This is a genomic window from Rhodanobacter lycopersici (assembly GCF_040812335.1).
GTDB lineage: Bacteria > Pseudomonadota > Gammaproteobacteria > Xanthomonadales > Rhodanobacteraceae > Rhodanobacter_A > Rhodanobacter_A lycopersici.
Window position 1 is genome coordinate 188574 of record NZ_JBFOHK010000004.1, and the last position, 24034, is coordinate 212607.

Sequence of the window (24034 nt, forward strand, 5' to 3'; positions counted from 1 at the left end):
CGGCACCCGCCGGAAGTCAGGATCAAGGTGGCCAGTGCTTCCGGCTGCAACCAAGAAGCTCTGACACCTCTCCGGACCGCACCCTCGCCGGATTCGACAGCAACGCGTTCCCGCTGCGGGGGCGCATCGGGGAGAACCATGAAGACTCGTCGCGACTTCCTCACCCAGGCGCCGCTGGGCCTGCTGGGTGCCATGGTGGCCGGCAGCGCGCTGGCGCAGACCGGGCAGAACCCCGCCGCTCCGGGCACGCCGCCGCCCGGCTCGCCAAGCGCCTTCAACACCGCGCCGCCGGCGGGGCCGAAGCTCACCACGGCCACCTTCGCCGAGGCGGAGAAGCTGGCGCAGGTAAGCATGACCGAGGCGCAGCGCGAAATGGCAGTGGCCAACTGGCCCACCTCCATGGCCGCGCTGCTGGAGCGCCGCACCGGTCCGCGCAAGGTGGCGCTGGAAGAAGGGCTGGCGCCGGCCACCGCCTGGTTCCCGGCGATGGGCCGTGCGCAGGTCGGGCCTGCGCACGATCGCTTCGTACCGTCCACGGTGGCGGCTAAGCCGCTGCCAGCGAAGGACGAGGACATCGCCTTCGCCTCCGTCGCCCAGCTCGGCGCGTGGCTCCGCACGCGCAAGCTCACTTCCACCCGGCTGACGAAGATCTATCTCGCACGTCTGAAGCGCTTCGATCCGCAACTGCACTGCGTCATCACCCTGTGCGAGGACCACGCGCTGGCGCAGGCCGCGCAAGCCGACAAGGAGATCGCCGCCGGCCACTATCGCGGCCCGCTGCACGGCATCCCGTGGGGCGCGAAAGACCTGCTCGACACCGCCGGCATCGCCACCACCTACGGCGCCGAGCCGTTCCGCCACCGCGTGCCGCAGGACGACGCCGCAGTCACCCGCAAGCTCAACGAGGCCGGCGCGGTGCTGGTGGCCAAGCTCAGCCTGGGTGCGCTGGCGCTCAACGACATCTGGTTCGGCGGCCAGACCATGAACCCGTGGCTGCTCAAGGAAGGCGCCTCCGGCTCCAGCGCCGGCCCCGCCTCGGCCACGGCGGCCGGCCTGGTGGCGTTCGCCATCGGCAGCGAAACCCAGGGCAGCATCATCAGCCCGTGCATGCGTTGCGGCACCACCGGCCTGCGCCCCACCTACGGCCGCGTGCCGCGCACCGGCGCCATGACCCTGTGCTGGACGATGGACAAGCTCGGCCCCATCGCCCGCTCGGTGGAAGACACCCTGTTGGTGCTAAATACCATCCGCGGCATCGACCCCGGCGACACTGCCAGCGTGGCGGCGCACCTGGACTACGACGCGGCCGAATCCATCAAGGGCCTCAAGGTCGGCTACTTCCCCGGCTGGATGAAGGAAGCGCCAGCCACCGATCTCGACCGCGCCGCGCTCGACCAGCTGCGCGCGCTCGGCCTGGTGCCGACTGAAGTATCCCTGCCCGACTGGCCGTACGACGACCTCAACGTGCTGCTGTTCGCCGAAGCCGCCGCCGCCTTCGAGGAACTCACGCTCTCCGGCGCCGCCGACCAGATGCGCGTGCAGACCCCGGATGCCTGGCCCAACCTGTTCCGCGAGTCGCGTTTCCTCTCCGCCGTGGACTTCGTGCAGGCCGACCGCCTGCGCCTCAAGGTGGCGAAGGAGATGGAACGCGTGATGGGCGAGGTGGACCTGCTGCTGGTGCCCTCGCTGCGCGACGAGATGATGGTGATCTCCAACATGACCGGCCAGCCCTCGCTCACCCTGCGCACCGGCTTCGTGGAAGTGAGCCAGGTACGCAGCGACTGGGCGCCCGACCCGAAACACCCGCTGCCGAAGCTGGCCACGCCGCACCGCGTGCCCTACGGCGTCACCCTGATCGGCCGGCTGTTCGAGGAAGGCACGCTGGGCCGCGTCGGCCGGGCGTTGGAGGCGAAGGTGGCGGTAGCTGGAGAGCGGCCGCCGGGTTTCTGATCGGCGGCGCCTGATTCGGCCGATCGGATCGAAAGCGTGCCGGGGCGACAGGCGAGTTGCCGACGTCGATTTCCGAAGGTCCCGTTCGTCTTCCTGTCGCAGGACCGACAAGGCCGAACGACAGGAGGACGAGGGACGATGATCACGGTCTTTGGCGAAGGTAGAGGCTTCCGGGTCGTCTGGCTGCTGGAAGAGATGGGCCTTCCGTACCGCTTGCGGCCGGTGGACCTTCTCGCCGGCGTCGAGAAAGACCCGGAATTCCTGGCCATCAACCCCGCCGGTTTCATCCCGGCGATCCGGGACGGCGACGTCACCATGGTCGAGTCCATCGCGATCATGGAATACCTGATGGCCCGCTACGGGCCCACGCCGCTGGCGCCCGCCCCGCACGATCCGGCATTCCCCGCTTACCAGCAGTTCCTGCACCTTGGCGAAGCCGGCCTCGCGGCCTCCGTCTACTTCGTCGTCGGCGCGCGCAATTTCGCGCCGGAGTCCGAACGGCAGAACTGGAGCGCCGATCAGGCGCTGGACGTTTTCCAAACCCGGCTCGGCCTGGTGACGCGGCAGCTGGCACGCACGCCCTATCTCGCCGGCGAGATGTTCACAGCCGCCGACATTTCGGTGACGTACGCGCTGGAACTGGCGCAACACGGTGCAGGCATCGCCCTCGGCGAAACGGAGAAAGCCTATATCGCCCGCACCAGCGCGCGCGCAAGCTACCAGCGCGCCATGGCGACCTGTGAATCCAGGAAGGCATGGTTCGCCAGGACGCCTGCTCAGTAACCGTTTTTGACCAGCCAGCCAGACCCGTCACGCCGCAATCCGCTCAATCCGGTCGACAGCCTTGCCGAGCGTCCGGTGAGCCTCTTCCAGATCGTAGTCCGCCTGAAGCCCCAGCCAGAAGCGCTCGCTGGTCCCGAGGGCCGCGGCCAGGCGCACGGCGGTATCCGCCGTGACACCGCGCTTGCCGAGCACGATCTCGTTGATGCGGCGCGGTGGCACGCCGGCAGCGCGTGCCAGGGCGTTCTGGCTGATGCCCATGGGCGTCAGGAACTCCTCGAGCAACCCTTCGCCGGGATGGATGTTGGGCAGGCTCTTCATGATCGACTCGTTGGCGTCAGTGGTAGTCGACGATTTCCACGTCGTGGGCGTCACCGTCGATCCATCGGAAACAGACGCGCCATGGATCGTTGATGCGGATGCTGTGCTGGCCTTTGCGTTGGCCCTTCAGGACTTCCAGCCGATTGGCCGGAGGAATGCGCAGGTCATCCAGCACCGAAGCGTTTGCCAGCATGCGCAGCTTGCGGCGCGCCACGGACTGGATATCGGCAGGCAGGCGCCGGGAAGGCGTTCCGCCCCAGATCTTTTCCGCTTGCTTCCTTGTCGGCAAAGTTCCTGATCACAGGCAACCCATAACGTCATCCGTCATATAACGCAAATCGTCATAGCCTGGGCGTCGAGAACACCAGTCATTGGCCCTGACTCCTTTTCCCCGTGTACGTCTGTGCTTCAATGACAACCATAGAACATAGAAAAAGGCCGACCGATGCTTTCTAACCGCCGATTCAAGATGCTTCCTGCCATGTGTCTTGCGGGAATCGTTCTATGGACAGCGTCATTGCCAAGCGCGTTTGCGGGAGTCCCCACGGCAACGGCCAGCACCGCTCAACCTGCATTCGACGTTGCTCCGGCGCACGCCGCGCTGGAGCGGCTGGTGGGAAGCAAGTACGCCGATCAGGTGAGCCTGCAGGCCATGCCCAGACGTTCGCAAGGCGATTATTTCCGGGTCGCAGGGAAGAACCACCGGCTCGTCATCGAGGCCACCTCGCCGGCCACGCTGCTGGCCGGCTTCGGCTGGTATCTGGATGAAGTGGCGCATGCCGACATCTCGTTGAACGGCGAGCAATTGAACCTGCCGGACACCCTGCCGCTGCCCAGGCAGCCGATCTCCCGCAAGGCCACGGGCATCCACCGGTTTGCGTTCAACGACGTGGACAAGGCCTACACGCAACCGTACGCGCATTGGGACTACTGGCAGCACAAGATCGACGTGCTGGCCCTGCAAGGCATCAACGAGGTGCTGGTGTACCAGGGACAGGCCAAGGTGTACGAGCAGACACTCGAGGATTTCGGCTACAGCCAGGCGGAGATGCTGCACTGGATACCGCAGATCACCCACCAGTCGTGGTGGCTGCTGCAGAACATGTGCTGTTCGCACGATCCGATTCCGCAAAGCGTCGTCGACCAGGACGCCGCACTCACCCGCAAACTGGTCGGACGGCTGCGCGAACTGGGCATGATGCCGGTGTTCCCCGGCTATTACGGCACCGTGCCGCCGCACTTCAACGACCGCAACCCTGGCGCGCACGCGGTGAACACCGGCACGTGGGACAACTTCCCCCGGCCGGACTGGCTCGACCCCACCAACGCCTGGTTCCCCAAGGTCGCCGCCGATTTCTATCGCAGGCAATCGGCCCTCTATGGCGACAGCACCCTGTACAAGATGGATCCGCTGCACGAAGGCAGCGAGGGCGCCGAGAGCGGCGACATCGACCTGACCGCCGCCGTGAAGGACACGCAGAAGGCGCTCGAACTGGCCCATCCCGGCGCCATCTGGGTACTGCTGGGCTGGGAAGGCAACCCGCTGCCGGCCGTGATCCAGGGGCTGGACAAATCCCACGCCCTGATCGTGGATGGCAGCTCCGAATCCAGCACGCCCACGGCCGACCGCGAAGCCGAATGGCACGGCACGCCGTACGCCTTCGGCACGATCTGGAATTTCGGCGGCCATACCAACATGGGCGCCAACCTCTCGATATGGAACAGCCGGTACTGGGCGTGGAAAGACAAACCGGACAGCGCGATGGCAGGCATCGCGCTGATGCCGGAGGCCAGCGACAACAACCCAGTGGCATCGGCGTTTTTCACCGAGCTTGCATGGCGCGAGACACCGGCCGATCCCGACCAGTGGTTCCGCAACTGGGCATGGCGTCGCTACGGCGGCTCCGCGCCCGATCCGCACGCGGTAGCCGCGTGGCACATCCTGCAACAGACCGCCTACAACCTGCCCGCCAACTGGGACAGCAAGTACCAGACCGGCTTTTACGAACTGGCGCCGAACCTGTCCGAGCCCGGCGGCCGGCCGTTGCATTACGACCCGGCGCAAATCGACCGGGCGCTGGCCGAGCTGCTCCAGGTCGCTCCCGCGCTGCGGAATAGCAGCGCCTATCGCTACGACCTGACCGACCTCACCCGGCAGGCACTGTCGGTGCACAGCCGGGTCCTGTTGCCCAGGATCAAGGCCGCGTTCGAGGCGAAGGACAAGGCCCGACTGAACCGCCTGACGGCGCAGTGGCTGCACCAGATGAAGGAGCTCGACACCGTGCTGGGCACCAACGAGCAGTTCATGCTGGGCCCGTGGTTGGCCAACGCGAAATCCTATGCGCATTCCGCCGAAGAGTGGACAGGGATCGAATACGACGCGCGGGCGCTGATCACGATCTGGGGCAACCCGCAGGAAGCGGACTACGCGCGCCGCGAATGGCAGGGGCTGGTCGGCGACTACTACTACGCGCGCTGGAAGCTTTTCTTCGACTCGCTGGATACGGCGCTCAGCACCGGCGACAAACCCAAGGCCATCGACTGGTATGCCATGGGCGAACAGTGGGCGCACGCACGGAATACCTATCCGACCCGCCCCACCGGCGACATCCATGCCATCGCGAAGGACGTGCTGGACGACCTGACGCGCAACGCACAGAACTAGGGGTTCCGTCCGGTTGCCACGCCCTGCCCGCGCTCAGCGCTTCTTTTTCCCGAAACCGGGGATGGCGGTGGCTTGTTTCATCCATGACGCGGCCTGGCGTTCATCGAGGTCTGCCACCGATGCAAGGTTCACGCCCCGCGAATCCTTGCCCATCCCGATCGGCGTAACCGGCGGCACCGGCGTGAGCGAGGTGCCGCGGCCGAACGTCAGCTTGACGTGGCCGGCGAAACCGCCGCAGGAGAAGCACCAGCCGTCGCCGACGCCGTACCACGCCATGCCCCATTTCACGGAGCGCTGCAAACCCGGCAGCGTCCTGGCGGCCAGGGCATCCACGCGTTCGGCGATGCCGCGTTGCGGCTGCGGCAGGCTGCGGATATAGGCAAAAACCGGCGCGTCCCCGTCCTTGGCTTTCGCCGGGCTGGCCCGGCCCGTCATGGCGACCGGCAGCGTCGCGGCGACCGCTAGCGCCTCCGCGCGCACACCGGACGTGCGTACCTTCGACCTGGCCTTGGCAGCGATCTGGCCGGCAGCGGGTTTTCCCGCCGCCTTGCCGCCTGCTTTCCCGGTATCAACGGTGCGTGCCATCGCAAGCCTCCCATCGTGGAACCGCGTAGAGATATCCCTGCCACCGCTTCCAATCAAACGCCTGAAGGTGGCCCTTATTCTGTCCTTCCTCCGGGCCGCGGCTTGAACCTGCGAACCTCCTGTGGCCAGCCGCAGGCTTCGGCCAGCTTGCCGGCCCACTGCCTTGCCGCCTGCTCGTCGGCCACGTCGATCACGGTGAAACCGCCCAGGAACTGCGGGTTCCGGACGTAGGGCCCATCGGTGAACCTCAGCGTTCCGCGGGTGGCATCCGCCGTGAAGGCCGCATCCGGATCCTCTTCCAGTCCCCCGGCGAACACGTAGACACCCGCCGCCTTCATCGCATGCACCACCGCCTTTGCCAGCGGACCGCGCTCCTTGAACCACGTCTCGGTGTGCTCGCCGACCCACGGCTGGTTGAAGTAGATCAAGTACTCGCTCATGTCCTGCCCCAAGGCCACGCAACGCTGGTGGCCGCCTTCCTCCTTCCGACGAACGGGCGCAGCCCGGATCGACACAAGACTGGTCGCTTCGTCGACGTGCAGCAAAAACGGGACGGAGGAAGTCAAGCGAAGACCTTGCAGCTTCCTCCGCCCCGGTTTCCTCCGGAAAGAGGACGGGGCTCAGGTTTCCGTGGCAGGCTAGAAGCCTCACGAACGTCGATCACAGGGGATCAACGCGAATGGAGTCATCGACACTGACGTTTGCCGCGCTGGACAAGCGGATCGAGGGCTTGCCGCTACATCCGTCCTGCCAGTTCACCCCCAGCCGTCGCGTGGGATGGGGTAGCGGCGTTGGCTTTGCATCGGCGTTGCTGGGCCAGATCATCGCCAAGACGCTGCCCAACAGCCGCTGGGCACTTGCCGCTGTAGCTGTGCTGCTGGTGATCGAGCTGTTGGGATTCTTTGTGGCCTTCACTGCGCAACAGCCGGGCCTCAACATGAAGCCGTCCAGCGAGCGGCGCGAGCTTGCCGAGACCCTGGACTTCGACATGCCGCATCACGAAGAGTTGATTGGCTGGCTGCGGAATTTTCCGCGCGAGCGCCTGCAGGTCATGAGCGACTTCACCGGTTTCCGCGTGGAGCGGTTGCGCAGCAAATTCCCCCTGTTGACCGGCGGGCTGGACAAGCTGGGTATCCTGCCGATCCTCGTCGCCCTCTTCATCCAGTTCAAGGACATGCACTGGCCGCCGCAAGTCAGCTGGCCCGAGGTCTTCCTGTTCGTCCTGCTGATGGGCGTCTACTGGCTGAGCCTGCTGCAGGTTGGGGTGCGATTTCGCCTGGAGCTGTACGACATGCTCCTGAAAAAAGCGCTCGCGACATAGCCGCCCAGATCCGTGTAGAACGAACAACAAATGGGACGGATAAAGTGCGCCGTGCCACGCATTTCGGTTTGGAACATTCGGGGCCTGAGGACTTACGCGGCAATCCGCTCAATCTGGTCGACGGTCTTGCCGAGTGTCCGGTGAGCCTCTTCCAGATCGTAGTCCGCCTGAAGTCCCAACCAGAAGCGCTCGCTGGTCCCCAGGGCAGCGGCCAGACGCACGGCGGTATCCGCCGTGACACCGCGCTTGCCAAGCACGATCTCGTTGATGCGGCGCGGCGGCACGCCGGCAGCGCGCGCCAGGGCGTTCTGGCTGATGCCCATGGGCGTCAGGAACTCCTCGAGCAACACTTCGCCGGGATGGATGTTGGGCAGGCTCTTCATGATCGACTCGTTGATGTCAGTGGTAGTCGACGATTTCCACGTCATGGGCGTCACCGTCGATCCAGCGGAAACAGACGCGCCATTGATCGTTGATGCGGATGCTGTGCTGGCCTTTGCGCTGGCCCTTCAGGGCTTCCAGCCGGTTGGCGGGAGGAATGCGCAGATCGTCCAGCACCGAAGCGTTCGCCAGCATGCGCAGCTTGCGGCGCGCCACGGACTGGATATCGGCAGGCAGGCGTCGGGAAGGCGTGCCGCCCCAGATCTTCTCCGCTTCCTTGTCGGCAAAGTTCCTGATCACGGGCAAACCATAACGCCATCCGTCATATAACGCAAATCGTCATGGCCTGGATACAGGGAATGCCAGTCATTGTCCCTGGCGCCCTTTCCGGGCAACGGCCACGCAGAATGCGGCGCCGTCCACGGCAACCATGCGCGCTCGGCATGCTGGCTTTTGTCTTGCCTGGTAACCTGGTCCGGCGCCGAAGGGACGCCGATGACGAACGCCGTATTCACCGCTTCCGCCAGCTCGATCTACGACGATTTGATCGAAGAGCGGTACCACTTTCCGAAAACCTATCTGCGGCAGGTCGAGGAAGCGGTCGGCGACTGGATCGTCTACTACGAGCCAAGGCGCACCACGGGGCCGCACAGCGCCACCGGCCGGCAAGCGTACTTCGCCATCGCACACGTCAAGAAGGTCGTCCAAGATCCTGTCCGCGCGGACCACTTCTACGCGCAGATGACCGGCTATATGGAATTCGACCAGCCCGTGCCTTTCCGGGATGCATCGGGTTACCGGGAGTCGATACTCCAGCGCGAGGACAGCCAGACGAACAAGGGCGCGTTTGGGCGTGCCGTGCGAGCGCTTCCCCGCAGCGAATTCGACGACATCGTGCGGCGGGGCATCAGCACGCAGCCGGAGCCCTGGGAGCGGGCGCACGCCATGGCGGAGGAACCGCCCGAGTACGTCGTGCGCCCCATCGTGGAGACACTCACGGCACGGAAGGTGCGCGACGTCTGCTTCCGACGCCAAGTGCGCGCCGCTTATCGAAACACCTGCGCCGTCACCGGGCTGCGCCTCATCAACGGGGGCGGACGCCCGGAAGTACAGGCCGCTCACATCCGCTCCGTCGAGGCGGACGGACCGGATGCCGTCCGCAACGGCATCGCCCTCACCGGCACCGCACACTGGCTGTTCGATCGCGGCCTGATGACCTTCGGCGATGACTTCCGCATCCTTCTCTCGCCGCACGGGGTACCTGACGACCTGGACAAGCTGATACGCCCGGATCGAACGCTTGGCATCCCGGACGCTCCGGAACTGAGGCCGCACCCGACCTACTTGCGTTGGCACCGTGAGCATTGCTTCAAAGCTTGAACGAGCCGCGCGGCCGTCGCATGGCCTGCGTTAGCACCTACGAGAAAATCCCATACGAGCCAACTGCACCCGAGGAATGAGGAAACATGGCCAAACGCAAGGAAAGCAACTTCGATCTACTCGCATCGATGCCCTGGCCCGTTCCCCTGGTGCTTGGCGTGATCGGCTTTGTGGGCGTCCGCTACGGCATCGGCTGGATCATGGGCACCAGCCAGAATGTCTACCTCGCCGGCCTGGGCCGGGAGCTATCCGGCAAGGCGTACGCACCTTTGGCGTGGGCTGTGCTCGGCCTTTGCTGGGCAGCAGCTCTTGCCTCGTACATCGGAGCGAAACGTCGGCGGCGGCTGTTGGAAACCCAAACGGATCTGGAAAGCATCCGCGCGCTGAGCTGGCGCCAATTCGAACTGCTAGTGGGAGAAGCATTCCGGCGCCAGGGTTACGCCATACAGGAAACCGGGCTCGGTGGCGCGGACGGCGGCATCGACCTGACGCTTCGCAAGGACGGCAAGCTCACGCTGGTGCAATGCAAGCGCTGGAGAACGCAACGCGTCGACGTCAAGGTAGTCCGGGAAATGTTCGGCCTTCTCGCACACCACCAGGCATCCGCCGTGAAAATCGTCGCCGTCGGCAGCTATACGCCTGACGCACGCCGTTTCGCCGAGGGAAAACCCATCGAACTGATCAGCGGGAAAGCCCTGCTGGAGCTCGTGCGAAGCGTACAAGCACCCGCCTCCAGACAAACTTCGCAGACACAGGCATCAACCCCAACCGAAGCCGCGGCGCCTCTTTGCCCAAAGTGCGGCAAGGCCATGCAGCAACGTGCAAACAGGCGAACCAAGGAACACTTCTGGGGCTGCACGGACTATCCGGGCTGCCGTGGCACACGCCAGCTCACAGAAAATGCGTCCTGATTTTGGTTTTTTAACGACGCTCTACATAAACCGCCGCCGACATATCTACCTGAACTCCAAAAATCGCTAATAACGCCCAACGAATTAATCAAAACCATGGACTACAAAATAAAGTCAAATTCCTACAAACTAAACCCATCCACCTGACAGATTTTATTTTCTATCCGCTTTAATATCAAAACCGCCGCAGCGCAATCGCCGCCGGCCGAAGAAAACCGCCACTCAAGGAAAACCGCAAGACCAAAAGCAGCGCGGGCCGCATGGGCTGGAACCCATACGACCCGCTGACCACAACCAACTTATACGGAGTTGACCATGGCTAAGCCCGATCATACGGCAGTCGCGCACGACGATGCGCGCATCCCCACCAACCCGCTCTCACGCCCCTACTGGACCCTCGCCGACGCCGACCCCGACCAGCAGGACGCCGCCACCCTGGCTGGCCTCACCACCGCCATCCGCGCCCTCGCCCGCGTCCTTACCAACAGCGAAGCCTTCCGCGACCTTCACACCAACAGCCAAAGCGACACCATCGAACCCGGCTACTGCCCGCTGGATGCGCCCACCACCGAAGGCCTGTTCGCCGCCCTGTACTTCCTCAGCGAGCAAGCCGAGGCGCTCAGCCAGTTGCCCGTGACCACCCCGATCCATTCGAACGACGTGCCGTACTGAGCTTCAGACACCCACCTTGCCAGGCGGCCGCATCAAGGTCGCCTGGCCAATCCAAACGGATTAGAGCTGCAGGTGATGGAGGATTTAAGAGATCCAGTTACCCAGCCCAATGACACCAGCACGGGCGGCCATAACAACCCGATACCCGCCAGGAAACGCTCAATACCTTTCGACCCTTATGGCGTGCTTCCGCCAGCTCATCGAGACACTCGCCCTGTGAACAGCGACTGTCCGGCCTGGCTGTCGGCCAAGAAAAGCTCCCGCCCTTGCGACGTCCCCCGTTTTGGCCGTGTCAGCAGCGTACCGAATCGACGCCAGCACGGCGCGCCGAAGCGCGCTAGCCTTGCTCTGAGATATCCACAGGTTTCTGTCTCGTCCGGTGAGACCGCCCCAAGTACCCTATACGTGAACTCCGTCATGCAGGCGGGGATTGCGAGGCCTCATATGTCTGAGTTTTCACTTCGAATCGAGTTACACAAGGCCACTTGGGAAGATTACGACAAACTGCATGCAGCACTAAGCCATCACAGCATCATGCACACCGTCCAAAGCAACCAAGGACCACGGCAACTACCGACAGGCACCTACTGGTATGACGGGCCGCAAAACAGCGGCAGAGCAATATGCGACCTTGCACGGGATGTAGCAGCAAGAATCAAAGCAATACCTGCACCATGGGTATTCGTCGCAGGCAAAAGCGACGCAGGCAATATGATGTGGTGGGGTAGTAATCTAGAGACCCCATAATTCATCGCAACATGGATGGCGATGCCGGCCCAGGCCAGCACCGCCATTGCGCCATCTTCGATTTGGGCGGACCGAGACGCCCTAACTGCACATAAAGGCAAGCGAATGACATTTGGACGCTGCAAACTAACAGGAAAACAAGGGACTTTCGTCGCCTCTCATTTGCTACCGAAGTCACTCACCAAACCTTCACAACCAGGACGCCCCTTTGTAGAAGCAGGGCATGGCAGCCGACCTGTTCGACGATGGGATAGTTGGTTTGACAAAGAACTAGTGATCCGCTCAGGCGAGGATATATTGGCCCGCTTTGATGCAGCGGGAATTGAAGAATTACGTAAACACATGCTCCTCTGGAGCAGCAGAGACACTGGAAGTACTCTGCCCAATGTTCAATTACTGAGTGAAGAGCATGGCTTTGGAATCCGACAAATCCAAGACACCAATGCAAAAGTACTTCGCATGTTCTTCTTGAGCCTACTATGGCGATCAGCCGCCAGCAACCGGCGCGAGGTCGCTGAGGTCACGCTGGCGTCAAGTGATCTAGAACAACTTCGGCTACTACTTTTAAATGATGAAGTTGGCCCGAAAGATTTCTTCCCGATAGCGCTGACTCAACTCACTGAAATTGGCGAACCCCACAATTTTGCCCCCATGGCCACCGAAATGGCTAAACCACCGCTAGATGGTATTGAGCCAGGAACCATTCCTACATTCCGCTTTTACTTTAATGGGCTCATAGCGCACATCTTTCGACCAAAACACGGAGCGATGCCCGATTATATCAAAGGATGGCATATTGGAGAATCTGATCTGATTGTCAGCACCCAACGCACAAGGGACTCGTTTCAAAATTTGAATTTGATAGCCAATATGCGTAAAGCAGTTGAAAAATGGCCACACGTCATCAGCAGGATTTAGCAGCGACGTCACATATTTCACCAATACTCACCGCAATAAGGGGGATGGAGAGGGCCAAAGGGGACGGAGGGAATTAAGAGACCGAAGTTTTCAGGTGACGGCACGCACCTCGAACAAGAGTGAGTGCTGGGCAACACCAAGTTCCAGGCCATGATCGAAAAAGCGCTAGGTCGCTCCACCCAGCTGCGCCAGCGCGACCGACCACGGCGATCCGCCACCCGAGACCGGGAAACGTTTAATTCCCTCCGTCCCCTTATGGCTGCTAAGCAGATTGCCCCATGTCTACGTCGACACCACTCGACGGTGTTGGCTCAAAGATCATCAAATCAACCGAAGAGCCCGCGTAAATTCCATCGACCTGGGCACAAATTCTATTGAACAAGAAAATCGCATCCTCCAACACATCTTCCAGTCGTCGTTGCACCCCTCGCGGGACTCGATGAAGTCTATGAAGAGGATTCATGCACACAGCAAGCGATGCGTCCCGAACAGCCGCCCAACCACCATGCACAAAAGTTGATGACCATCCATAGAAGGCGTCATATTCATCTTTGACATCAGCAAACTCCGCCATCTTCCTAAGATCGGCATTGCACCAATGCCCAAGGTCTACGGCCACGAACTCTTCCGAAGCATCCTCATTCGCCACAACAGCCAATGATTCTTCGCTAAGGAACTTCGGACATTTATCCAGCTCATCGAATTTCAAAAGCGCGAGCTTGGCCTGACCCACACCATAGCTACGATATCGCATCCAAAGTGCCGCATCATCTTTTGCTGCAAGAAACGCAAGCGTAATTCTGCACTCAGTTAGAGACCGCAGAAGTAAACGACCAGATATTCCAGTCCGATTGCTTCCGACCATAACTTCAAGCAAAACATTGCCTGCGAACAGTGCAATACCAAAAACCGCATCAATTCTTGCATCAAGCCCTGTAGTCGACTGCAAGCGAAGGAAGCGCTCAACCAACTCATACTGCTTCTCGAACCAAGCAGACTGGAGCCGCTCCATGTCAACCGGCAAGACATCAGCGCCACGCTCATCCGGAATACAATCGCTTTTTTGGAGAGATTCTTGCCAAAAAGATTTGCACCATGGCGACTCCACATCGTCTGCGCTTGGGGAAATCATCCTAAACGCCATCTCAGCCGCTCGAATTGATGGCCGAATAACACGCATCTCCTCAGCCTCTGACTCAAGCTCCATGTACTTTCGCAAGTCATTGATCATCTCTCCAGGAAACTGCGCCCTGCCCATGCCAATCTTAAAAACAAGAGTTAGCCATCTAATGTCAGTTGACTGTTGGGACTGATGATCTAGGCACTTAGCGATTGCTTCTGCTAGTGCCGCACCGTCCTCATCCGAGGGCACATTTTGCAACGCCGCCTCCCATCGTTTAATCGATGGCAACGACTTAAACAAAAGGAGAGGACGCAACGCTTTAGATCCTGCCGGGTGCCGACATAGGATGGTGCATATTTTCTCGATTCCGTTACTAGATGCACTCAAACCGGACTGAGTCAAATCAAGGCCTTCGGCGTTGGGTCCGCGCTCCTCGCTTAACTCCGTTGCGACCTGCAGGAAGAGCCGAAGCAATTCCCTACGCGGAATCAAGCTCGCGGCTAACACGGCCCAGAGCACTTCGGGTAGCCGGTTGTTCACCCAAGACGAAAACCTAACTTTGTCTTGAGGAAGCATATGGAGCATCGGTGGAAGCAGCGATTTCCCGACTCTCTTATGCTGCGACAGCGTGCTCCCGTGCTGCCTTGACCTATTACGCTTCTTGCCACGCCTCTTGCCCATATATTCCGCCCCATCAACTAAAGAAAAGGCCCGCAATTTCGCGGGCCTTTTTTCGTCACATATTCCGTCGATACTCTCCGCCCACGTCATAGAGCGCATGGCTGATCTGTCCCAGCGAGTGCGTCTTCACCGCCTCCATCAGCGCGGCGAAGACGTTCTTGCGGTCGCGGGCGGTGTTCTGCAGGTAGGCAAGCCCATGCTTGTCGTGCACCTGCGGTACGGGCGCGTCGGTGGAATCGGTGCCGTGCGCATGTGAGGTCTCACCCGCCGGCGCCAGCGCATTCCGCGCCTTCTGGAACGCCTGCACATTGGCGATCTGCTGCCCCTTCTCCTCCTCCGTCGAGCGGATCAGCTCGATCTCGGTGGCGATCTCGCCGCCGTGGTCCTTGGGCAGGAAGGTATTGACGCCGATCAGCGGCAGACTGCCATCGTGCTTCTTGTGCTCGTAGTACAGGCTCTCTTCCTGGATTTTGCCGCGCTGGTACATGGTGTCCATGGCGCCGAGCACGCCGCCGCGCTCGCTGATGGCTTCGAACTCCTTGTACACGGCCTCTTCCACCAGGTCGGTGAGTTCTTCGACGATGTAGCTGCCCTGCCAGGGGTTTTCGTTGAAGTTGAGGCCCAGTTCCTTGTTGATGATCATCTGGATGGCCACGGCGCGGCGCACGCTTTCTTCGGTGGGCGTGGTGATGGCTTCGTCGTAGGCGTTGGTGTGCAGGCTGTTGCAGTTGTCGAACAGGGCGTACAGCGCCTGCAGGGTGGTGCGGATGTCGTTGAACTGGATTTCCTGCGCGTGCAGGGAGCGGCCGCTGGTCTGGATGTGGTACTTCATCATCTGGCTGCGACTGCTGGCGCCGTAGCGCTCGCGCATGGCGCGGGCCCAGATGCGGCGGGCCACGCGGCCGATCACGGTGTATTCCGGGTCCATGCCGTTGGAGAAGAAGAACGACAGGTTGGGCGCGAAATCGTCGATCTTCATGCCGCGCGCGAGGTAGTACTCCACGATGGTGAAGCCGTTGCTCAGGGTGAAGGCGAGCTGGCTGATCGGGTTCGCGCCGGCCTCGGCGATGTGGTAGCCGGAGATGGAGACGGAATAGAAGTTGCGAACCTTGTGCTCCACGAAGTACTGCTGGATGTCGCCCATCATGCGCAGGGCGAATTCGGTGGAGAAGATGCAGGTGTTCTGCGCCTGGTCCTCCTTGAGGATGTCGGCCTGCACGGTGCCGCGCACGGTGCTGAGGGTTTCGGCCTTGATGCGGGCGTAGGTTTCCGCGTCCACCAGCTGGTTGCCGGTGACGCCGAGCAGGCCGAGGCCCAGGCCCTCGTTGCCCTTGGGCAAGTCACCCGAGTACTGCGGGCGACCGTGGGGGAACATGGTGGCGATCTGCTTTTCCGCCGCGGCCCAGCGCGCAGGATCTTCCTTGAGGTACTTCTCGACGTTCTGGTCGATCGCGGTGTTCATGAACATCGCGAGGATGATGGGCGCGGGGCCGTTGATGGTCATCGACACCGAGCTGGTGGGCGCGCTGAGGTCGAAGCCGGAGTACAGCTTCTTCATGTCGTCCAGCGTGGCGATGTTGACGCCGGAGTTGCCGATCTTGCCGTAGATGTCGGGACGCGGCGCCGGGTCTTCGCCGTACAGGGTGACGGAGTCGAACGCGGTGGAGAGGCGCGTGGCCGCGCCGCCCTGGCTGAGGTAGTGGAAGCGGCGGTTGGTGCGCTCGGGCGTGCCCTCGCCCGCGAACATGCGGGTGGGGTCTTCGCCGCTGCGGCGGTACGGGTAGACGCCGCCGGTGTAGGGGTAGTGGCCGGGCAGGTTTTCCTTGCCCAGGAACAGCAGCTGGTCGCCCCAGCTTTCGGTCTTGGGGGGCGCGACTTTCGGGATCTTCTGGTGGCTCAGCGATACGCGGTAGTTCTCGACGCGGATGGTCTTGTCGCGCACCTTGTATTCGTTGACGTCCTTGGTCACCGATTCGCGCAGCGCCGGCCAGTCGCGCAGCAGGTGGATGGACTCGTGGGTGAGTTCCTTGAGGGCGGCGTTGTAGCGCTGGCGGAGGAGCAGGAGGGTGCGGTCGACTTCTCCCCTCTCCCCCCGGGAGAGGGGCTGGGGGTGAGGGTTCGGGGCGTGCGTGGCGCTTGAGGCAAGGGCCGTACCCTCACCCTCGGTCCCTCTCCCGGAGGGAGAGGGATGCAAGTCTTCGCTGTGGTACAGCTCCAGCGGCTTGGGCAGCTTCGCGTCACCCAGCTCCTTCAGCGACTCGTAGTAATGCTGCGCCTTGCTGGCAGCCTCGGCCTGGTGCGCGACGGAGGCATTGATACCACGACCCTGCTCGGCGATCTCGGCGAGGTAGCGCACGCGGCTGCCGGGGATCAGCACGGTGGCGCGCGGCTCCTTCAGCGTGGTGTCGAGCTGTGGCGACCACGACTCGGCCGGCAGGTGCAGCTTGTCGCGCATCAGCCGGCACAGGTTGGTGAACATCCAGGTCACGCCGGGATCGTTGAACTGGCTGGCGATGGTGGGATACACCGGCACGTCCTCGTCCTTGACGGCAAAGGCGGTGCGGTTGCGCTTCCACTGCTTGCGCACGTCGCGCAGCGCGTCTTCCGCGCCGCGCTTGTCGAACTTGTTGAGCACCACCAGCTCGGCGAAGTCGATCATGTCGATCTTCTCCAGCTGGCTGGCCGCGCCGTAGTCGCTGGTCATCACGTAGGCCGGGAAATCCACCAGGTCGACGATCTCGGAATCGCTCTGGCCGATGCCGGCAGTTTCCACGATCACCAGGTCGTAGGGCTGCGCCTTGAGGAAGTCGATGCAGTCGTGCAGCACCTCGTTGGTGGCGGCGTGCTGGCGGCGCGTGGCCATGGAGCGCATGTAGACGCGGTGGCTGCGCAGCGCGTTCATGCGGATGCGGTCGCCCAGCAGCGCGCCGCCCGAACGGCGGCGGGTGGGGTCGATGGCGAGCACGGCGATGCGCATCTGCGGGAAGGCGTGCAGGAAGCGCAGCAGCAGCTCGTCCACCACGGACGACTTGCCCGCGCCGCCGGTGCCGGTGAGGCCGAGCACGGGCGTGGCCTTGCCGGCCAGCTTCCACTGCTTGCGCAGGTGGTCGAGATCGGCGGCGCCGAGCTTGCCTTCCTCGATGGCGCTGAGCATGTGGCCGATGGAGATCTCGTCATCCACGCTCACCTTGGACGCGGCGGTGTCGGGGGCGCGCTGCGCGGCGGCGCGGCCGGCGCGCTGCATCACGTCCTCGATCATCTCGGTGAGGCCGAGCTTCATGCCGTCGTTGGGGTGGTAGATGCGCTCCACGCCGTAGGCCTGCAGCTCCCTGATCTCCTCCGGCGTGATGGTGCCGCCGCCGCCGCCGAACACGCGCACATGGCTGGCGCCGCGCTCCTTCAGCATGTCCACCATGTACTTGAAGTACTCGACGTGGCCGCCCTGGTAGGACGACAGCGCAATGGCGTCGGCATCCTCCTGCAGCGCGGCGCGCACCACGTCCTCCACCGAGCGGTTGTGGCCCAGGTGGATCACCTCGGCGCCCTGGCTCTGGATGATGCGGCGCATGATGTTGATCGCCGCGTCGTGGCCGTCGAACAGGCTGGCCGCGGTGACGAAGCGCAGCGGGGTGGTCTCGGCCTGGGGGGCGCCGGCGGGGACGTGCTTGGCGGGGGAACTCATGGCGACTCCAACATCGTGTGCTTGAACCGGACAATTCTAGTGGGGATCGGCGTGAAGGGCTTGCTGCAGCGCGTGTACCGGGGCGTATGGGGCACTGGCCGGACCATACCCGAGGCCATCCTGGCCGGCTTACGCGGGTCGCGGTTTGCCTACATACTGGGCGCCACGGCGGGGCGCCATTCGGGCACCCGGCCAAGGGGACAAACCACCAGAAGGCAGGAAGTGGCTGCCATGCCCGGCGCAAGTCCGTCGAGCGTGGCGAGTGCGAACGCACGGCTGACTACATGCCTGCATGTGTGGGGTTGATTGACATCAACGCAGCTCAGGGGAAATCGCATGAAGAAGGCAATGCTCGGCACGGCCCTCGCCATCGCGGCGATCACCGCCCAGGCCGCTACCCAACAGAACGTCGAGTCTTCCGCCGTCGTCAATGGAACCATTGTGCTGGCCAAGGACGGCACGGTGCAGACCGCGGCCATCGACAACCCGGCCAAATACGGCCAGCCCATCGCGGACATGGTGCGCAAGGCCGCGATGCAGTGGCGCTTCCAGCCCGTGCTGCGCGACGGCCAGCCGGTGGTTGCCAAGGCCAGCATGCATGCCCGGGTGGTGCTCAAGCAGATGCCCGACGGCAACTACAACGCGCATATCAAGGGCGTCACGTTCGGTGACTACGACTCGAACGATACCGATACGCTGCACAATGCCGAAAGCAACAAGAGGATTCCGCCGCACTATCCCGAGGCAGCGATCCTTGCCCACGTGCAGGGAACGGTGTATCTGGCGTTGCGCGTGGACCACAGCGGCCACGTGACCGATGCCGTCGCCGAACAGGTCAACCTGGGCAACATTGGTCGGGACAATCTGCTCAAGGAATACCGCGACATCCTCGCCGACGCGGCCCTCAGGGCGGCACGTCATTGGACCTACACGGTCCCCACGACGGGCAGGCTGGCCAGGCAAGACAGCTGGACCGTGCATGTCCCGGCCACCTTCAGCATGAAGGAAAACGGGGTAGCCGAATTCGATAGTGGTGTATGGCATGCCTACGTACCAGGGCCGTACACACCGGCCCCCTGGGTCAACAAACCTGATGCAGGCGCAGCGGACGCTCTCGCCAGCGGCGACCTGCAGACAGATGGCGCGGGTCCGACCCCGCTCCCTGCATCCAACAACCACGGCTGACATGCGGCAAAGCAACCTCGAATAACTGAGGCACTTCCATATACGCGGTGGCGCCGGCAGGCCTATTTCGGATGCCAGCGCTCGTCATCACCCTTGGCGTAGCCCTGCTTCACCGCTGACCAGGCCACCTTGCGCGCCACTTCCTCGCGCGATTCGTCGCCACGACGCTTGTCCTCGTCGGCGTATTCGTCCCAAGCATGGTTGAAGGCTTCCTTGTAGATCTCCTGGGCGTGTTTCGGCAGGTGGTCGCGTACCGCGTCGGGCAGCTGGCTGAGGGTCCGGTAAGGCATGACGAGGCTCCGTGGGGACGGGTCTGTCAGCTTGGGGGATGCGGGATAAAGCGGCCGTCAAGCGACGGCGATGGTTCAGTGCACGTGGATGATGTTCAGGCCATGCGCGCCGCACCGGTACAGACCATTGCAGACCATGGCCGAAGTCACCGGGCGCCAGCTTTCCTTTCCAGCGTCCGTTTCATGGCTGCGACGCCCAGCTCCACGTTCTGGCCGATGGGTCCGGCCAGTTCGTCCGGCAGGACATCGGTGATCCAGACCAGGCGCGTGCGGCGTTCGCCATCGGCGAAGACCTGGAAGGACGCATTGTGATGCGTTGCCCGGCCGCCGACGGATGCATAGACGAAGCGGCGGGCGTCATGGTCGAGCGTGACGATCAGCTCGCGCGCCACCAGGCCATTGGCGAAGGTGACGATCCTGGCGTTTCCGTCCAGCTTCGTGTCCACCAGCACACCTGGCACGAGGCGTTCGTGGGCCGCACCGACGTCGCTGATGGCCGCCCATACGTCGCCGGGATCGGCATCCAGCAGGATTTCCTTGCATATCGAGGTCATGGCGTTTCCTCGTCACAGATCGTTTTTCGTCGGTCAGCCGCCCAGCGTGTCGACAGAAGTCCAGGTATGCACCCAGATCTTGCCGCCGTCCGTTGAAACGGCCCAATCCTGCCGACAGGACTTCGGGGCGATGCCCGACCAGATGTTCCGGGTCAGCACGGTCTTGCCGTCGATCTCGTCCATGCCGATGAAGGTACCCACGCCGCCCTTGAATTCGCCCACCATCGGCGGGTCGAGCGTACCGGTCTTGCTGTTCGCGAAGTAGACCCGCCACTGCTGCGTCTTGCGGTCGTACAGGCGTAGCGCCAGGTCCTCGACATGACCGCCAGGCCCATCGACCTTGAGCTGCCCGATATTGGCCCAGTCGTCCCATACGCGATACACCGCATGCGTGCCGTTCAAGTTGCTCCACACGTCGGGTGAGGACAGCGGATTCAGCACCGCCCGTATCCGGGTCGACCAACGCCCCATGTTGAAGTCGAAGTCGTGTTCCGGCCCGGTGCCTTGCACATGGCGCACATCGTAATCAGGGGTTTTCTTCAGCCGGGTGAGCTGCGCGACGAAGTTGGTGACCCAGGTCTTGCCGCCGTCGGCCGACGAGGCAATCTCGTAGTGGTAGGAGTCCGGCGTGATGTTCGACCAGATGTCGCGCTCGAGGACCTTCTTGCCGGCGGATTCGGTCAGGCCATGGAACACGCCGCGCCCGTTCGCGAACTCTCCGTACGAAGGTTCCTGCATGGTGCCGTCGCTGCTGCCTGCGAACTGTTCGCTCCACTGCCCGGACTTCGGGTTGTACAGAAACAGGGTAAGGCCCTGGAAGTGGCCACCGGGCCCGGAGGCTTCAATCTTCTCGATGTTGGCCCGCCCGTTCCACAAGGGCTGGTCGATCACCGTGCCGGTGAATTTGATCCATGCACCCACGCCCGACGGCGTGACGTCCCGGCTCATGATCCGGGTCTGCCATGTGCCGAAGTGGAAATCGAAGGCGTGCTGCTGATCGTCGCCTTGCACCGTGCCGGCGACCGATGGCGGCTGCCAGCCGATCGCCGCCACCAGGGCGAGCAGGCATGCCCGCAGGATGGTCTTTGTATGCATCATGGTTGCTCTCTCGATTGGAATACACGCCACTGCGAGGTGCAGTCCCCGCGCCACGACTGAAACTCCAACGGACCGCCTCGATCGCACCCTGCCCCGCACTTGCGGCCAGCTATCAGCCGGATGATTTCCAGACCTGCTCAACACCTGTTCAATGCACGTAGTTGATCGCGATGGCCGGCGTCAGCGAACGCGTCGCGTTGTGCCCGCCCACGATCACACGCGCACCCAGCAGCACGCCGAGGTTCGAGGTAAAGCTGTATTCGACCGCAGGGGCGTAGCCGTAGACGTCGCTAGAGCCGGCCTGCAGGTGCGTCGGCACGGGCAACGCGTCAACCGGATCCGTGTTGCCGTCGACGCGGGTGGCCGCGCCGTAGCTGCGGAACAGGTCCAGCGCCAGCACCCAGCGGCGGGTGACGCTGTATTCGAACGAGGTGCCGATGTAGAACGCATCGCCCGGCCGCGCCGTGCCGCGGAAGCCGGGCGCGGTGCCGTAGACGCTGGCGCCGCTGACGTCGGCATCGCCGTTGAAGGTGCGGGTGAGGTTGAGCCGCACGCGCAGCAGGCGGCCGTTCGGCATCCAGAAATAGCTCTGCGCGTTGAGGCCCAGCGTGGTGGCCCAGGCGCCGCCGCCCATGCCGTCGCTGGCGCGCGCCAGGTTGTCGTAGCGGCCGGTGGGCACGGTTTCCTGCAGCTGCACGGCCAGCGTGGGCACCCAACTGCCTTCGTGGAAGCGGGTGAGCCGGTACTGCGCCTGCACGATCTGGTCGCCGAGGCCGATGCCCGAGCTGCTCGGTGCGTTGCTTACCCGGTTGTAGCCGACGATCGGGATCAGGCCCACGGTGAGCCGGTCGGTGAGTCCGTACAGCACATAGGCGCGTGAACCGAACGCGTCCGCACCTTTCGAGGTGACATCGTAGAAGTAGGGTTCGATCAGCATGTGCCCTTGCGGCAGCGTCTCGGCGGAATTGGCCAGCATCGGGCCCGTCCACCAGGCGTCGTCCAGCGACTGGCGCGGCGGGCCGGCGTCCTGCGCCACGGCCGCGCCGGCGCCCAGCAGCAGGGCGAGCAGTGCCGCGAGCCACGGCCCTGTCCGTCGTACCGCCGTTGCCTGTCGTCGCATGACCACCGACACCTCCACCGTTCGCGCGTCGCGAGCAGACTAGGCAACCAAGTGGTACGAACAAATAGCCACTGAGCGAGAACATGACATGACCACTCGGCAAAGCGTGATGAAGCGCGTACCCACCGGTCTGGTGCCGGCGATCGCGCTGGACGGCGGCGGCCCGATCTACCAGCAGTTGGCGGAGTGGTTCCGCCGCGCCATCGCCGACGGCCGGCTGCGGCCGGGCCAGCGCGTACCCTCCACCCGCGCGCTGGCCGGCGAGCTGGGGGTGTCGCGTCTGCCGGTGCTGGGTGCCTACGAGCAACTGCATGCCGAGGGTTATCTGGAGAGCTTCACCGGCGCCGGCACCTGCGTGGCCGCGGCGATTCCGCATGAGGCGCCGGCCGCACCGGCACGCCGGCCTCCACGCACCCCACCCACGTCCGCGCCATCGGCACCGCGCCGGGTCGCCGCGCGGGTGGCGGCGATGGCCGCGCCGCCGCAGAGCTGGCTGGAAAGCCAGGGCGCGTTCCGCGTGGGCGTGCCGGCGCTGGCCCACTTCCCGCACGGCGTGTGGTCGCGCCTGCTGAGCCGGCATGCACGCCATGTCGGCACCGACGCGCTGGTCTACGGCGACACCATGGGCCACCTGCCGCTGCGCGAGGCGATCGCCGAATACCTGGCCACGGTGCGCGCGGTGCACGCCGACGCCGCGCAGATCCTGGTCACCAGCGGCGCGCAGCATGGCGTGCAGATCTGCGCGCATGCCCTGCTCGATCCCGGCGACCGCGCCTGGGTGGAGGAGCCCGGCTACCCCGGCGCGCACCAGGCGCTGGGGGCGGTAGGCGCCTTGCCCGTGCTGGTGCCGGTGGACGCGGACGGACTGGACGTGGCCACCGGCATCCGCCGCGCACCGAATGCGCGGGTGGCCTACGTCACCCCCTCGCACCAGTTTCCGCTTGGCGCCACGATGAGCGCCGCGCGGCGCATCGAGCTGCTGCAATGGGCCGCACGCGCGGGCAGTTGGATCGTCGAGGACGACTACGACAGCGAATACCGCTACGGCAGCAAGCCGATCGCCGCGCTGCAGGGGCTGGATGCCGATGCGCGGGTGATCTACGTGGGCACCTTCAGCAAGGTGCTGTTTCCCGCGCTGCGGCTGGGCTACCTGGTGGTGCCGAAAGATCTGTTGCCGGCCTTCCGCGCCGCGCGCGACGCGCTGGACACCTGCTCGCCGATGCTGTCACAACGTGTGCTGCACGACTTCATCCGCGAAGGCCATTTCGCGCGGCACATCCGCCGCATGCGCATGCTGTACGCAGCGCGACGTGCGGCGCTGCAGGCGGCGATCCATCGGCATATGCCGGACGTGCTGCAGATCGTCGGCGCCGAGGCGGGTATGCAGCTGACCGCCCTGCTGCCCGAAGGAACGGACGACGTCATGCTGTCGCAGCGGGCGGCACAGGCCGGCGTGTCGGTGCGGCCGCTGTCGCCCTGCTATCGCGGCGGGCAGAGGCGCAGCGGCCTGATCCTGGGTTACGGCAGCGTGGACGAGCACGCCATCGAGGAAGGCGTGCGCCGCTTGCGGCGTTGTCTGTAGGAATGCCTTTGCTCGTCACCCCTGCGCAGGCAGGAGTCCAGTGCCGTTGCCATCGAGAGCGTTGCGAGTCACTGGGCCCCAGCATGCG

The 24034-nt window shown here is 63.6% G+C and carries 22 protein-coding genes; 10 read left to right on the forward strand and 12 right to left on the reverse strand.

The genetic code is table 11. The features are described 5' to 3' along the window. The first annotated feature begins 138 nt into the window (after positions 1-138). Together ABQJ54_RS14775 and ABQJ54_RS14780 are read left to right on the forward strand one after the other, a co-directional pair. Positions 139-1950 (forward strand): amidase, encoded by a 1812-nt coding sequence (locus tag ABQJ54_RS14775; RefSeq protein ID WP_367855080.1) that lies wholly within the window; start codon positions 139-141, stop codon positions 1948-1950. Positions 1951-2088: 138 nt separating this feature from the next. Then, positions 2089-2733, forward strand: coding sequence for a glutathione S-transferase family protein (locus ABQJ54_RS14780; protein ID WP_367855081.1), 645 nt, complete (start codon positions 2089-2091; stop codon positions 2731-2733). 27 nt (positions 2734-2760) lie between these two features. Here ABQJ54_RS14780 and ABQJ54_RS14785 read toward each other — a convergent pair whose 3' ends face one another. Further along, entirely contained in the window at positions 2761-3051 is a 291-nt protein-coding gene (locus tag ABQJ54_RS14785; RefSeq protein WP_367855082.1) for a HigA family addiction module antitoxin, read from the reverse strand. A 16-nt stretch (positions 3052-3067) separates the two neighbouring features. After that, positions 3068-3340 carry a type II toxin-antitoxin system RelE/ParE family toxin gene (locus ABQJ54_RS14790; protein ID WP_437343364.1) on the reverse strand — a complete coding sequence of 91 codons (273 nt, stop codon included), beginning with the start codon at positions 3338-3340 and terminating at the stop codon, positions 3068-3070. 192 nt (positions 3341-3532) lie between these two features. Between ABQJ54_RS14790 and ABQJ54_RS14795 the strand changes: the two genes are divergently transcribed. Beyond that, on the forward strand, positions 3533-5716 hold the full coding sequence (locus ABQJ54_RS14795; protein ID WP_367855083.1) for an alpha-N-acetylglucosaminidase: 2184 nt from the start codon (positions 3533-3535) through the stop codon (positions 5714-5716). A gap of 33 nt (positions 5717-5749) precedes the next feature. Here the strand turns inward: ABQJ54_RS14795 and ABQJ54_RS14800 are convergent, their stop codons facing one another. Both ABQJ54_RS14800 and ABQJ54_RS14805 read right to left on the reverse strand, forming a co-directional pair. Continuing rightward, positions 5750-6301, reverse strand: a complete 552-nt coding sequence (locus ABQJ54_RS14800; protein WP_367855084.1) for a DUF1801 domain-containing protein — start codon at positions 6299-6301, stop codon at positions 5750-5752. Positions 6302-6375: 74 nt separating this feature from the next. Next, positions 6376-6741, reverse strand: coding sequence for a YciI family protein (locus ABQJ54_RS14805; protein WP_367855085.1), 366 nt, complete (start codon positions 6739-6741; stop codon positions 6376-6378). Between the two features lie 239 nt (positions 6742-6980). Between ABQJ54_RS14805 and ABQJ54_RS14810 the strand changes: the two genes are divergently transcribed. Continuing rightward, the gene (locus ABQJ54_RS14810) at positions 6981-7622 is read left to right on the forward strand and encodes a hypothetical protein (RefSeq protein ID WP_367855086.1); all 642 of its coding nucleotides are present in this window, start codon (positions 6981-6983) and stop codon (positions 7620-7622) included. A 92-nt stretch (positions 7623-7714) separates the two neighbouring features. On the opposite strand, the gene ABQJ54_RS14815 is transcribed toward ABQJ54_RS14810, so the two are convergent. After that, positions 7715-8005 carry a HigA family addiction module antitoxin gene (locus ABQJ54_RS14815; protein ID WP_367855087.1) on the reverse strand — a complete coding sequence of 97 codons (291 nt, stop codon included), beginning with the start codon at positions 8003-8005 and terminating at the stop codon, positions 7715-7717. Positions 8006-8021: 16 nt separating this feature from the next. Next, positions 8022-8303 carry a type II toxin-antitoxin system RelE/ParE family toxin gene (locus ABQJ54_RS14820; protein WP_367855088.1) on the reverse strand — a complete coding sequence of 94 codons (282 nt, stop codon included), beginning with the start codon at positions 8301-8303 and terminating at the stop codon, positions 8022-8024. A 195-nt stretch (positions 8304-8498) separates the two neighbouring features. On the opposite strand from ABQJ54_RS14820, the gene ABQJ54_RS14825 reads away from it, so the two are divergent. The 4 genes from ABQJ54_RS14825 to ABQJ54_RS14840 all read left to right on the forward strand — a co-directional run bounded on the left by ABQJ54_RS14825 (position 8499) and on the right by ABQJ54_RS14840 (position 12631). After that, complete coding sequence (locus tag ABQJ54_RS14825) at positions 8499-9383, forward strand: HNH endonuclease (protein ID WP_367855089.1); 885 nt, start codon at positions 8499-8501, stop codon at positions 9381-9383. Between the two features lie 86 nt (positions 9384-9469). Beyond that, on the forward strand, positions 9470-10294 hold the full coding sequence (locus tag ABQJ54_RS14830) for a restriction endonuclease (RefSeq protein WP_367855090.1): 825 nt from the start codon (positions 9470-9472) through the stop codon (positions 10292-10294). A 315-nt stretch (positions 10295-10609) separates the two neighbouring features. Further along, positions 10610-10966, forward strand: a complete 357-nt coding sequence (locus ABQJ54_RS14835) for a hypothetical protein (protein WP_367855091.1) — start codon at positions 10610-10612, stop codon at positions 10964-10966. Between the two features lie 768 nt (positions 10967-11734). Next, the gene (locus ABQJ54_RS14840) at positions 11735-12631 is read left to right on the forward strand and encodes a hypothetical protein (RefSeq protein ID WP_367855092.1); all 897 of its coding nucleotides are present in this window, start codon (positions 11735-11737) and stop codon (positions 12629-12631) included. Positions 12632-12893: 262 nt separating this feature from the next. On the opposite strand, the gene ABQJ54_RS14845 is transcribed toward ABQJ54_RS14840, so the two are convergent. Together ABQJ54_RS14845 and ABQJ54_RS14850 are read right to left on the reverse strand one after the other, a co-directional pair. Next, positions 12894-14069 (reverse strand): DUF5677 domain-containing protein, encoded by a 1176-nt coding sequence (locus ABQJ54_RS14845; protein ID WP_367855093.1) that lies wholly within the window; start codon positions 14067-14069, stop codon positions 12894-12896. A 421-nt stretch (positions 14070-14490) separates the two neighbouring features. After that, positions 14491-18117, reverse strand: coding sequence for a methylmalonyl-CoA mutase family protein (locus ABQJ54_RS14850; protein ID WP_367855094.1), 3627 nt, complete (start codon positions 18115-18117; stop codon positions 14491-14493). A gap of 336 nt (positions 18118-18453) precedes the next feature. Here ABQJ54_RS14850 and ABQJ54_RS14855 point away from each other — a divergent pair, with 336 nt between their 5' ends. Continuing rightward, entirely contained in the window at positions 18454-19302 is an 849-nt protein-coding gene (locus ABQJ54_RS14855; protein ID WP_367855095.1) for an energy transducer TonB, read from the forward strand. Positions 19303-19364: 62 nt separating this feature from the next. On the opposite strand, the gene chaB is transcribed toward ABQJ54_RS14855, so the two are convergent. From chaB to ABQJ54_RS14875, 4 genes are all read right to left on the reverse strand, one after another. Then, positions 19365-19592: a putative cation transport regulator ChaB gene (gene chaB, locus ABQJ54_RS14860; RefSeq protein ID WP_367855096.1), complete on the reverse strand. Its 228-nt coding sequence runs from the start codon at positions 19590-19592 to the stop codon at positions 19365-19367. Positions 19593-19738: 146 nt separating this feature from the next. Then, positions 19739-20146: an SRPBCC family protein gene (locus tag ABQJ54_RS14865; RefSeq protein ID WP_367855097.1), complete on the reverse strand. Its 408-nt coding sequence runs from the start codon at positions 20144-20146 to the stop codon at positions 19739-19741. A 33-nt stretch (positions 20147-20179) separates the two neighbouring features. Further along, positions 20180-21244 (reverse strand): hypothetical protein, encoded by a 1065-nt coding sequence (locus ABQJ54_RS14870; protein ID WP_367855098.1) that lies wholly within the window; start codon positions 21242-21244, stop codon positions 20180-20182. Positions 21245-21392: 148 nt separating this feature from the next. Continuing rightward, positions 21393-22364, reverse strand: coding sequence for a transporter (locus ABQJ54_RS14875; RefSeq protein WP_367855099.1), 972 nt, complete (start codon positions 22362-22364; stop codon positions 21393-21395). Positions 22365-22452: 88 nt separating this feature from the next. On the opposite strand from ABQJ54_RS14875, the gene pdxR reads away from it, so the two are divergent. Further along, positions 22453-23946, forward strand: a complete 1494-nt coding sequence (gene pdxR / locus ABQJ54_RS14880) for a MocR-like pyridoxine biosynthesis transcription factor PdxR (RefSeq protein ID WP_367855100.1) — start codon at positions 22453-22455, stop codon at positions 23944-23946. The last annotated feature ends 88 nt before the right edge of the window (positions 23947-24034 follow it).

What these genes read in the sequence shown, in the direction of transcription:
- ABQJ54_RS14775 (WP_367855080.1), top strand. Translation starts at nt 139, where the DNA reads ATGAAGACTCGTCGCGACTTCCTCACCCAGGCGCCGCTGGGCCTGCTG.
- ABQJ54_RS14780 (WP_367855081.1), top strand. Translation starts at nt 2,089, where the DNA reads ATGATCACGGTCTTTGGCGAAGGTAGAGGCTTCCGGGTCGTCTGGCTG.
- ABQJ54_RS14785 (WP_367855082.1), bottom strand. Translation starts at nt 3,051, where the DNA reads ATGAAGAGCCTGCCCAACATCCATCCCGGCGAAGGGTTGCTCGAGGAG.
- ABQJ54_RS14795 (WP_367855083.1), top strand. Translation starts at nt 3,533, where the DNA reads ATGTGTCTTGCGGGAATCGTTCTATGGACAGCGTCATTGCCAAGCGCG.
- ABQJ54_RS14800 (WP_367855084.1), bottom strand. Translation starts at nt 6,301, where the DNA reads ATGGCACGCACCGTTGATACCGGGAAAGCAGGCGGCAAGGCGGCGGGA.
- ABQJ54_RS14805 (WP_367855085.1), bottom strand. Translation starts at nt 6,741, where the DNA reads ATGAGCGAGTACTTGATCTACTTCAACCAGCCGTGGGTCGGCGAGCAC.
- ABQJ54_RS14810 (WP_367855086.1), top strand. Translation starts at nt 6,981, where the DNA reads ATGGAGTCATCGACACTGACGTTTGCCGCGCTGGACAAGCGGATCGAG.
- ABQJ54_RS14815 (WP_367855087.1), bottom strand. Translation starts at nt 8,005, where the DNA reads ATGAAGAGCCTGCCCAACATCCATCCCGGCGAAGTGTTGCTCGAGGAG.
- ABQJ54_RS14825 (WP_367855089.1), top strand. Translation starts at nt 8,499, where the DNA reads ATGACGAACGCCGTATTCACCGCTTCCGCCAGCTCGATCTACGACGAT.
- ABQJ54_RS14830 (WP_367855090.1), top strand. Translation starts at nt 9,470, where the DNA reads ATGGCCAAACGCAAGGAAAGCAACTTCGATCTACTCGCATCGATGCCC.
- ABQJ54_RS14835 (WP_367855091.1), top strand. Translation starts at nt 10,610, where the DNA reads ATGGCTAAGCCCGATCATACGGCAGTCGCGCACGACGATGCGCGCATC.
- ABQJ54_RS14840 (WP_367855092.1), top strand. Translation starts at nt 11,735, where the DNA reads ATGCCGGCCCAGGCCAGCACCGCCATTGCGCCATCTTCGATTTGGGCG.
- ABQJ54_RS14850 (WP_367855094.1), bottom strand. Translation starts at nt 18,117, where the DNA reads ATGAGTTCCCCCGCCAAGCACGTCCCCGCCGGCGCCCCCCAGGCCGAG.
- ABQJ54_RS14855 (WP_367855095.1), top strand. Translation starts at nt 18,454, where the DNA reads ATGAAGAAGGCAATGCTCGGCACGGCCCTCGCCATCGCGGCGATCACC.
- chaB (WP_367855096.1), bottom strand. Translation starts at nt 19,592, where the DNA reads ATGCCTTACCGGACCCTCAGCCAGCTGCCCGACGCGGTACGCGACCAC.
- ABQJ54_RS14865 (WP_367855097.1), bottom strand. Translation starts at nt 20,146, where the DNA reads ATGACCTCGATATGCAAGGAAATCCTGCTGGATGCCGATCCCGGCGAC.
- ABQJ54_RS14870 (WP_367855098.1), bottom strand. Translation starts at nt 21,244, where the DNA reads ATGATGCATACAAAGACCATCCTGCGGGCATGCCTGCTCGCCCTGGTG.
- ABQJ54_RS14875 (WP_367855099.1), bottom strand. Translation starts at nt 22,364, where the DNA reads ATGCGACGACAGGCAACGGCGGTACGACGGACAGGGCCGTGGCTCGCG.
- pdxR (WP_367855100.1), top strand. Translation starts at nt 22,453, where the DNA reads ATGACCACTCGGCAAAGCGTGATGAAGCGCGTACCCACCGGTCTGGTG.